Raw genomic sequence first — 6,764 nt, 5'->3', positions numbered from 1 at the left:
CGGCTGGCGCGCCGGCTTCTCGCCCAGCTTCCTGCTCGTCGCCGGCGCGGTGTTCTCGGTCCTCAGCCTGCTCACGGTCGGCAGCGGCGTGAAACCGCGTCACGAGCTGAAGTCGATCCACGCCTTCGATCGCCTGGCCATGGCCGGCGCGCTGCTGGCGGTCTTTTCCATTCACGGCTATGGCGTGCTCTGGGCCTCCGCGCAACTGATGTAGCCGCGCCGGATTACCCTGCCTTTCGGGCCGGCTCGGCGACCGGGGCCGCGGCAGGCCCGAACACGTCCTCGAAGGCGGATTTCAGCGCGAGATCGAGATCGGCCATGGTGACCGGAAGGCCGAGATCGACGAGGCTGGTCACGCCATGGTCCGAAACGCCGCAGGGCACGATGCCGCCGAAGTGGGAAAGCTCCGGCTCGACATTGATGGCAATGCCGTGAAAGCTCACCCAGCGCCTGAGCCTGATGCCGATTGCGGCGATCTTGTCCTCGGCGGGCGTGCCGTCAGGCAGGGCAGGCCGATCCGGCCGCACCACCCAGACGCCGACGCGATCCTCGCGGCGCTCGCCGCGCACGTTGAAGGCTGCAAGCGTGCCGATGATCCACTCTTCCAGCGCGGCAACGAAGGCGCGAACATCCTCGCGCCGGCGCTTCAAGTCGAGCATGACATAGGCGACGCGCTGGCCGGGGCCGTGATAGGTGTATTCGCCGCCGCGTCCCGCGGCAAAGACCGGAAAGCGGTCAGGGTCGATGAGGTCCTCGATACGGGCGCTGGTGCCGGCGGTGTAGAGCGGCGGATGCTCGACCAGCCAGACCATCTCGCCGGCAGCGCCATTGCGGATGGCCTCGGCGCGCGATTCCATGAAGGCGAGCGCGTCGGGATAAGACGTCAGGCCGGGCTCGATCACCCACTCGACCGGCGCCGAACCGGGAAGGGGCAGGAACGACGTGGCGATCTGGCTGCGTTCTGTCATGGAACTTTCTCGATGCTCCCCTCATATGGCGGCAATTGGCTGAAACGTCCAGTTTCGCCCGGCCCGTGTCCAGGCTGTGGAGCATTGCGCCAGGAGCTTTGTCTGAGCATGTCGTTCTCCCAAAAACCGCCACGCACTTTTGGGCGACATGCATTAGCGAATATTCCGCACGGCACCCTTGTTTCGCCGGAAACGATTTGCTACAGGCCCCGGGCCGGACGGTTCCGGCTCCTACCACGTGCGGTCGTGGCGGAATTGGTAGACGCGCAGCGTTGAGGTCGCTGTGGGGCAACCCGTGGAAGTTCGAGTCTTCTCGACCGCACCATTCTCCCCCAAAAAGGCACTGCTTGGATGAGCCCGTGAGGCGGCGCGTCCGACGTTCTGCGGGCCAAAACAAAAGCGGCGCCAGATCCTGCGGACCGCGCCGCCGCTTTGGGTTTCAAGCCCTTCCGTTCTGAAAAAAACCGGGCCTATCCCGTCCAGCCGAGGCCGGCCGAGATGCAATTGATCGAGACGAGCAGGGCGTCGGTCGTCCGCCTTCGATCCGCCGTGCCGGGACTGGTCCGAACCTCGCGCAGCAGATCGACCTGCAGGCGGTGGATGTCGTCCATCTGTCGCCCCAGATTGTCGAAACGCCGCTTGAACATCGGAAAGCGCGCGGAAAGATCGCCGCCGGTGAGGTCACCGATCAGGCGTCGCGTCAGCTCGTATTCGGCTCCGATGCGGCCGTAGATTCGCCAAGCTGCATCGGCGTCGGCTACCAGGCCGGCGTAGAGCTGCGCGATCTCCATGTCGGACTGGTAGAGCGTCTTCTCGGCCTCGTCGACGATCAGACGGAAGAAGCGCGAGCGCTCGAACATGCGGGCCAGAAGCTCGCGCCCGGCCTCGCCGCGCACCGTGACAAAGGCGTTCAGCGCGCTGCCGATGCCATACCAGCCGGTCAACAGATGACGGTTCTGGCTCCAGGCGAACACCCATGGAATGGCGCGCAGGTCGGCAATGCCGCTGGCGCCGAAACGGCGATCCGGCCGTGAGCCCATCTTCAGCAGCGCCAGTTCCGCAACGGGGCTCGCCTGGTTGAAATAATCGAGGAAGCCGGGCTCGGCCATCAACCGGGCATAGGATGCCTGCGACATGCCCGCCAGAGCCTCGAGCGCTTCGTCGAACTCCGGCGTTTCCTTCGGCCCGACATCAGCGGGCGATCCGACACTGTGGGCCAGAACGCCGGCGGCGAGAACCTCGAGCTGGTTGAGGCCGGTGCCGCGATTGGCGAATTTCGAAGAAACGACCTCGCCCTGCTCGGTTACCCGCATCCTGCCGGCGACAGTGCCCGCCGGCTGCGCCGCGATCGCCCGGCCGGTCGGCGCGCCGCCACGGCTGACGGAGCCGCCGCGACCGTGAAAGAAACTGATCCTGACCTTGTGCTTGCGCCCGATCGCGGCAAGGCGCTTTTGTGCTTTCGCCAGTTCCCAATTGGAGGCGAGGAAGCCGCCGTCCTTGTTGGAATCCGAATAGCCAAGCATGATTTCCTGGCGCGCGCCAAAATCGCGCACAGTCCGCCGCACCAGCGAAACACCGAGCAAATTATTCAGGACGGCAGGAGCGGCCTGCAGATCGGCGATGGTCTCGAACAATGGCACGATGCGCAGCCTGATCGTGCCGCTACTACCAGGGGCGGTCGAAAGTCCGCAATATTGCGCCAGCAGATAGACCGCGAGCAGGTCGTCGGCCGAGCGGGTCATGCTTAGCACGAACGAGCCAACGGTGTCGGTATCCGCGCCCGAATTGTGCCTGGCGATGACAGAGAATGTCGAAAGCAGTTCGGCCGCCTCAGGCGAGAGCCGGCCTGCGTCGATCTCCGGTTGCTCGCCCTGGCTGAGGCTTGAGCGGAGGTGCGCCGACCATCGCGGCGTGCCGGGTGCGACCGGGTCCGCGGGATCTATCAGCGCAAGCAGCTCGGCCAGCGCCCGGTTGACGACCGTGGAGTTCTGCCGGATGTCGAGCGAGACCGTACGGAAGCCGAAGCTTCCGGCTTGCGAGATGAGAGGCTGGACGAAGCGCCTGGCGACCGCGCGCCCACCGATCGCTTCGAGAACGGAAGACAGTGCGTTGAGATCGGCACGAAACGCCTCCGCCGAGAGATATGCCGCCGTGCCGCCGTCGCGCGTCGCCGCCAGCCGGGCAAGCATGGCCGAAGCGAATTGGCGAAGCGGTTCATCGGGGTTGCGGGCGGCAATCGCTTGCGCCTGCCCGCTTTTGTCAAGCGCGGCTTGCAGCACCGGCTTGAAGCTCGGCGGCAGGTCGATGACGTTGGAGCTGGCGCTGAGCACCGTCACCAGCCGCTGCACCTGCGTCAGATACCAGCTTATGGCGGTATTGCGGTATTCGGCCAGGGCATGAGCGGTGACTGCGGCCGTCACATTTGGATTGCCGTCGCGGTCGCCGCCGATCCACGAGGCATAGCGCATGAAGGAGGGGATTCTGATCGGCTCTCCCGGATAGTGACGCTCGAACGCGCCTTGAAGCTTGCCGTAGAGCTGCGGCGTTGCCTCGAAGATGACTTCGCGAAAGAAGTGCAGGCCCCAGGCGATTTCGCCCTCGACCGTCGGGCGCTCAAGTCGCAGCTCGCCCGTCATCCACAGAAGCTCGATCTCGCTTTCCAGATCGGCGACCAACAGGTCGCGTTCGCGCGGCGCCCAGCGCGGCTGGTCGAGCTCGGTCAACTTGCGATAGATGCGGCGATGGATCTCCAGCACCGTGACGCGCTTGGCCTCCGTGGGGTGCGCGGTCATGGTCGGCCCGACACATAGCTCATCGAGCGTGGCCTGGACTTCCCCCGCCGAGCGGCCGTTCGCCGCCATCTGCGCGACCACACTGGCGAAGGACCCGGTCACCTCGTCGGCGCCCGCGCCTTGTTCGAGTTCGCGCCGCGCCCGCATGGCAAGCAACTCGTCGGCAATCGTCAACAACTGGAACCACACGCCGCTCGCCTGAAGCGCCGGGATGCGTTGTTCCGCGGCAAGCGAGACAAGCGACCGACGCCCGCTCAGTACGGCGGCGACCTCGGGCTCACGAGCGCTTGCGACCTGAAGCAGCAGGCGCAACAGGAGGCTGCGCTCGTCCTCGCGAAATTTGATGCGTCTGCTCTGTTCCAAACCGCTTTCCTCGGCTGCATCGATTGCAACTGCAGCAGCGCCTTGAATGGAGGGCGGCGCCGGCTGTCAGGCGACCCGATCGGGGACGGGGCGGCCTTCGAAGAAGGCGGTCAGGTTCTCCACCACCTTCATGCCCATCGCCACCCGCGTTTCCTCGGTCGCGCTGCCGAGATGCGGCAACAGCACGACGTTCTCCAACTGCTTCAGCGCTTCCGGAACGGCGGGCTCGTCGGCAAAGACGTCGAGACCTGCACCTGCGATCTCGCGCCGTTGCAGTGCACCGATCAGGGCATCCTGGTCGGCGACGTCGCCGCGCGCGGTGTTGATCAGGAAGGCGCCGCGTTTCATCAACCCCAGGCTTCGAGCATCGATGAGATGGCGGTTTTCCACGCCGCCCGGACAGTGCAGCGAGACGAAATCGGATGCCGTAAGCACATCGTCCAAAGTCGGCAACTGCTCCGCGCCCATAGCGCGCGTCTCGTCATCATCGACCGGCGACCGGTTGAAGAATACGATCTTCATGCCGAAGCCGAAATGCGCGCGTCTGGCCGTCGCTTTGCCGATGCGCCCCATGCCGACAATACCCAAGGTCTTGCCCGACACTTTTGCCCCGGCCATGTGGGTCGGCGACCAGCCTCGCCACTCTCCGGCTCGCAGCTGCCGCTCGCCTTCGCCGGTGCGGCGCGCGACGGCCAGCATCAGGCTAAGCGCAAGGTCGGCGGTGCAATCCGTCAGCACGCCAGGCGTGTTGGTCACCACGATGTCGCGGTCGCGGGCTGCCGCGACATCGATATGGCTGAAGCCGACGCCGAAATTGGCGATGATGCGGGTGCGGGCGGCGTTCTCGGGAAACACCGCAACCGGCAAGCGGTCGCTGACCGTCGCCAGGATCGCGTCGAAATGCGCGAAGGCGGAAGTCATCGCGGCAGGGCTCAGCGGCGTATCGCTGGGGTTGAACGTCGTGTCGAAGCGCTCGGCGAGGATCGCTTCGACGGCGGCCGGCCATCTGCGGGTGACAATCAAACGCGGTTTCATCGAGTTTCCTGCTGATCGACGGGCCGCCGCGGCGTTTACGGCGGCCCAGACTTCACATTTTGTGGACTATGCGGCCGTCGCCCGGCCGTCACGCCGCCTTCTTGGTCCGCGCCAGCGTGTCGGCCACGACCTCGCCGAAGGAGGCAGGCGTGGGCACGATGACGACGCCGGCGTCTTTCAGGATCTCGACCTTTTCCTGCGCCGATTCGCCGAAGGCGGAGATGATGGCGCCGGCATGGCCCATGCGGCGGCCCTTCGGCGCCGAAAGTCCGGCGATGTAGGCGATCAGCGGCTTTCGCATGTTGTCGCGCGCCCAGATCGCGGCTTCGGCTTCCTGTGGTCCGCCGATCTCGCCGATCATCACCACGGCGTCGGTGTCCTCGTCGCGCTCGAAGAGCTGAAGGATATCCTTGAAGGACGAACCATTGATCGGATCGCCGCCGATGCCGACGCTGGTCGACACACCGATGCCCAACGCCTTCATCTGCGAGGCGGCCTCGTAGCCCAGCGTGCCCGAGCGCCCGACGATGCCGACGCGTCCGGGGAGATAAATGCTGCCGGGCATGATGCCCATCAGCGCCTGTCCGGGCGTGATGACGCCGGCGCAGTTCGGGCCGACGAGCCGCATGCGGTCCTCGAAGCGGTAGCGGCGCATGTAGCGCTTCACCTGCATCATGTCCTGGGAGGGGATGCCGTCGGTGATGCAGACGCAAAGCTTAATGCCGGCGTCCGCCGCCTCCATGATCGAATCGGCGGCGAAGGGCGGCGGCACGAAGACGATGCTCGCCTCGGCCCGGGTCTCGCGTACAGCGCCCTTGACGGTGTTGAAGACGGGCAGGCCGAGATGCGTCTGGCCGCCTTTCCCAGGGGTGACGCCGCCGACCAGCTTGGTGCCGTAGCGCTTCATGTCGTCGGCGTGGAAGCTACCGATCTTGCCGGTGAAACCCTGGACAATGACGCGCGTGCTGCGGTTGAGCAGGATTGCCATTTCTCGACCTCCCTCAGGCTGCTTTCTTGTTCTTGGTGGCTTCGCGCCAGGCGGCGACGGCCTTTTCGGCGGCTTCGGCCAGCGTGTGGGCGACGATCACCGCCTCGCCGGAGTCGGCCAGGATCTTGCGTCCTTCCTCGACCTTGGTGCCGGAGAGGCGCACCACCAGCGGCACGTCGACGCCGACCTCGCGGATCGCCTTGATGACGCCTTCGGCGACCCAGTCGCAGCGGTTGATGCCGGCGAAGATGTTGACCAGGATGGTCTCGACATTCTTGTCGCCGAGCACGGCGCGGAAGGATTTCGCCACCCGCTCGGGCGAGGCGCCGCCGCCGATGTCGAGGAAATTGGCGGGCTCGCCGCCGGCGATCTTGATCATGTCCATCGTCGCCATGGCGAGGCCTGCGCCGTTGATGATGCAGCCGATATTGCCGTCCAGCCCGACATAGGAGAGACCGCGATCGCTCGCAAAAGTCTCGCGCGGGTCTTCCTGGCTCTTGTCGCGCAGTTCCGAGATTTCCGGGCGGCGGAACAGCGCGTTCTCGTCGAACGACATCTTGGCGTCGAGCGCGACGAGGCTGCCGTCGCGGGTCACCACCAGCGGATTGATCTCCAGCA

At 65.7% G+C, this 6,764-nt stretch carries 4 protein-coding genes, 1 tRNA gene and 2 pseudogenes; 2 read left to right on the top strand and 5 right to left on the bottom strand.

Annotation, left to right across the window (positions count from 1 at the left end):
- A pseudogene (locus EOA79_RS27850) lies at positions 1–214 on the top strand (site-2 protease family protein); the annotation flags it as partial.
- A 10-nt stretch (positions 215–224) separates the two neighbouring features.
- On the opposite strand, the gene lipB reads toward EOA79_RS27850, so the two are convergent.
- Entirely contained in the window at positions 225–968 is a 744-nt protein-coding gene (gene lipB / locus EOA79_RS27845) for a lipoyl(octanoyl) transferase LipB (RefSeq protein WP_095780840.1), read from the bottom strand.
- A gap of 240 nt (positions 969–1,208) precedes the next feature.
- Between lipB and EOA79_RS27840 the strand changes: the two genes are divergently transcribed.
- Positions 1,209–1,293: transfer RNA gene (locus tag EOA79_RS27840), tRNA-Leu, on the top strand.
- A gap of 145 nt (positions 1,294–1,438) precedes the next feature.
- Here EOA79_RS27840 and EOA79_RS27835 read toward each other — a convergent pair.
- The 4 genes and pseudogenes from EOA79_RS27835 to sucC all read right to left on the bottom strand — a co-directional run.
- On the bottom strand, positions 1,439–4,123 hold the full coding sequence (locus EOA79_RS27835; protein ID WP_095826193.1) for a phosphoenolpyruvate carboxylase: 2,685 nt from the start codon (positions 4,121–4,123) through the stop codon (positions 1,439–1,441).
- A gap of 66 nt (positions 4,124–4,189) precedes the next feature.
- Positions 4,190–5,158, bottom strand: coding sequence for a D-glycerate dehydrogenase (locus tag EOA79_RS27830; RefSeq protein WP_095826192.1), 969 nt, complete (start codon positions 5,156–5,158; stop codon positions 4,190–4,192).
- Positions 5,159–5,246: 88 nt separating this feature from the next.
- A complete protein-coding gene (gene sucD, locus EOA79_RS27825) occupies positions 5,247–6,146 on the bottom strand; it encodes a succinate--CoA ligase subunit alpha (protein WP_067001220.1) in 900 nt (299 codons plus the stop codon).
- A gap of 13 nt (positions 6,147–6,159) precedes the next feature.
- A pseudogene (sucC, locus tag EOA79_RS27820) lies at positions 6,160–6,764 on the bottom strand (succinate--CoA ligase subunit beta); the annotation flags it as partial.

The organism is Mesorhizobium sp. M1A.F.Ca.IN.020.03.2.1, assembly GCF_004023205.1.
Taxonomy (GTDB): Bacteria; Pseudomonadota; Alphaproteobacteria; order Rhizobiales; family Rhizobiaceae; genus Mesorhizobium.
Note: the sequence above shows the minus strand (reverse complement) of the source record. Positions and strands in the feature narration are given on the sequence as shown.